General features: G+C 63.0%; 2 protein-coding genes. One reads left to right on the top strand and one right to left on the bottom strand.

Annotated elements, in window-relative coordinates:
- Positions 1-318: 318 nt before the first annotated feature.
- Positions 319-1,797 carry a DNA recombination protein RmuC gene (gene rmuC / locus OP495_RS17430; protein ID WP_280571016.1) on the top strand — a complete coding sequence of 493 codons (1,479 nt, stop codon included), beginning with the start codon at positions 319-321 and terminating at the stop codon, positions 1,795-1,797.
- 56 nt (positions 1,798-1,853) lie between these two features.
- Here rmuC and OP495_RS17425 read toward each other — a convergent pair.
- Positions 1,854-1,998, bottom strand: a 145-nt coding sequence (locus OP495_RS17425; RefSeq protein WP_280571018.1) for a ferritin-like domain-containing protein, incomplete at its 5' end; no start/stop codon positions are given.

Below are 1,998 nucleotides of genomic sequence, written 5' to 3'. Positions count from 1 at the left end.
GTGCGGAAAGTTCGGATTCCTCGAAACCGTCGGTGGCGAGGATGGCGACACGTTTACCTGACTGCGATTGACTCATCGTGACCTCCTGGTCGTGATGCTTCATGGATGACAACAGCCACCACCGGGCGATCCTAGTCCGGTATCAGGCGGCTTCACTGATTGAGTTTGGGCCATCAATGCGGGACTTCAAGCCCCGGGCCGCTTGCGTCATGCGGCGGAGTGGGGGAAGGTGGCGCGCGAAGTGTTTAATCGAGTATCTAGTCGAGAGTTTTCACTGAACGCTTCAATCGAAAGTTTTCCATTGCCGGTATCACGCCCATGTCCAGCACGTTCCCTGTCGCTTATCTCCTCCCCCTTGCGGCTGTCCTGGCGCTCGCCGCGCTGACGCTCGGTGTGGCATGGCGACGTGAACGCACGCGTCGCGAAACGGCCGAGCACGAGGCCGAGCGTGCCCAGCGTCACTATGCCGAAACCGAGGAAACACGTGCTCGGTTGGAGCGCGAGCTGGCTCAGAGCGATGCCCAACTGGACGCCGTACGCGAGCAGAGCCTCGAGACCCAGCGCCTGTTGGGGCAACGCGAACGCGATCTAGACGACCGCCAGGAGCAACTCGCGGCGCTACGCGAACGGTACGGTCGCCTGGAAACGCAGCTCGAACAGGAGCGCTCCCATCATGCCGAGAAGCTCGCCCTGCTCGAGGAGGCGCGGACACGTCTCACCAAGGACTTCGAGGCGTTGGCGGGTCGGATCTTCGAGGAACGCCAGCAAACGTTCAATACCCAGAGTCGCGAGAATCTCGAGGCCATGCTGGCGCCGTTTCGCGAGCAGGTCGGCGACTTCCGGGCGCGCCTGGAGGAAATCCATGGCCAGTCGCTGCGCGAGCGCTCGACCCTCAAGACGCAGATCGAGCATCTGTCCACGCTGAATCGCCAGATCACCGAGGAAGCCGCCAACCTGACGCGGGCGCTCAAGGGCGACAAGAAGATGCAGGGCGATTGGGGCGAGGTGATACTCGAATCGGTGCTCGAGCGCTCGGGGCTGCGCCGTGATATCGAATACAAGCGCGAGGTCTCGGTGGAGGGCGAGTCGGGGCGTCAGCGCCCCGACGCGGTCATCTACTTGCCCGACAATCGCCACCTGATCGTCGATGCTAAGGTCTCGCTCAACGCTTACGTGCGCTACGTCAACGCCGAGGATGACGCGACACGCGCACAGGCATTGAAGGCGCATGTTCAGGCGGTACGCACGCATATCGACGCGCTCTCCGGGCGTGACTATTCGCGCTTGCCGGGGCTCAATTCGCCGGATTTCGTGTTCCTGTTCATGCCCGTCGAGCCGGCGTTTGCGGTGGCCTTCCAGCACGATGAAACACTCTTCCAGGACGCCTTCTCGCGCGACATCGTGGTGGTCACGCCGACCACGCTGCTGGCGAGCTTGAGAACCGTGGCCAGTCTCTGGACGCTGGAGCGCCAGAACGATAACGCCCGGGTCATCGCCGCCCGGGCGGGCAAGTTGCTCGACAAGTTTCGTGGCTTCGTGGATAGCCTCGAGGACGTCGGCCGCCATCTGGAGCGCGCCGACAGTAGCTACCGGCAAGCGATGGGGCGCCTTTCAACGGGGCAGGGGAGCCTGGTCAGCCAGGCGCTGATGCTCAAGCGTCTTGGCGTGCGCATGAAGCGCGACCTGCCGACGCATCTGACCGAGCAGGTGGACGCCGAAGAACTCGACGACATGGCGGACGACGAGCCCGACGCTGAAGATAGCTCTTCCAGCGACGAGACACGTGGGGAGTCCTAACGACACCGCCCGGCACAAGGCCGGGCGGTGTCTTGAACGGAATGACGTAGCGCGAATCAGCCCAGGTAGGCGCTGAGCATCCACACGGTTTTTTCCTGCTCGCGGATGTAGTCGCTCATCTGCGAAGCGGTGCCTTCGTCGTCGGCATCGGCGGCCATGGAATTGAGCTCGCGCTGCAGTTCGAGCAGTGCCTGATAACCC

The sequence above is a fragment of the Chromohalobacter sp. 296-RDG genome, from assembly GCF_029889885.1.
In the GTDB taxonomy this organism is placed as follows: domain Bacteria; phylum Pseudomonadota; class Gammaproteobacteria; order Pseudomonadales; family Halomonadaceae; genus Chromohalobacter.
The sequence above is the reverse complement of the archived record's forward strand: the minus strand, read 5'-3'. Positions and strand labels throughout refer to the sequence as shown.

What these genes read in the sequence shown, in the direction of transcription:
- rmuC (WP_280571016.1), top strand. Translation starts at nt 319, where the DNA reads ATGTCCAGCACGTTCCCTGTCGCTTATCTCCTCCCCCTTGCGGCTGTC.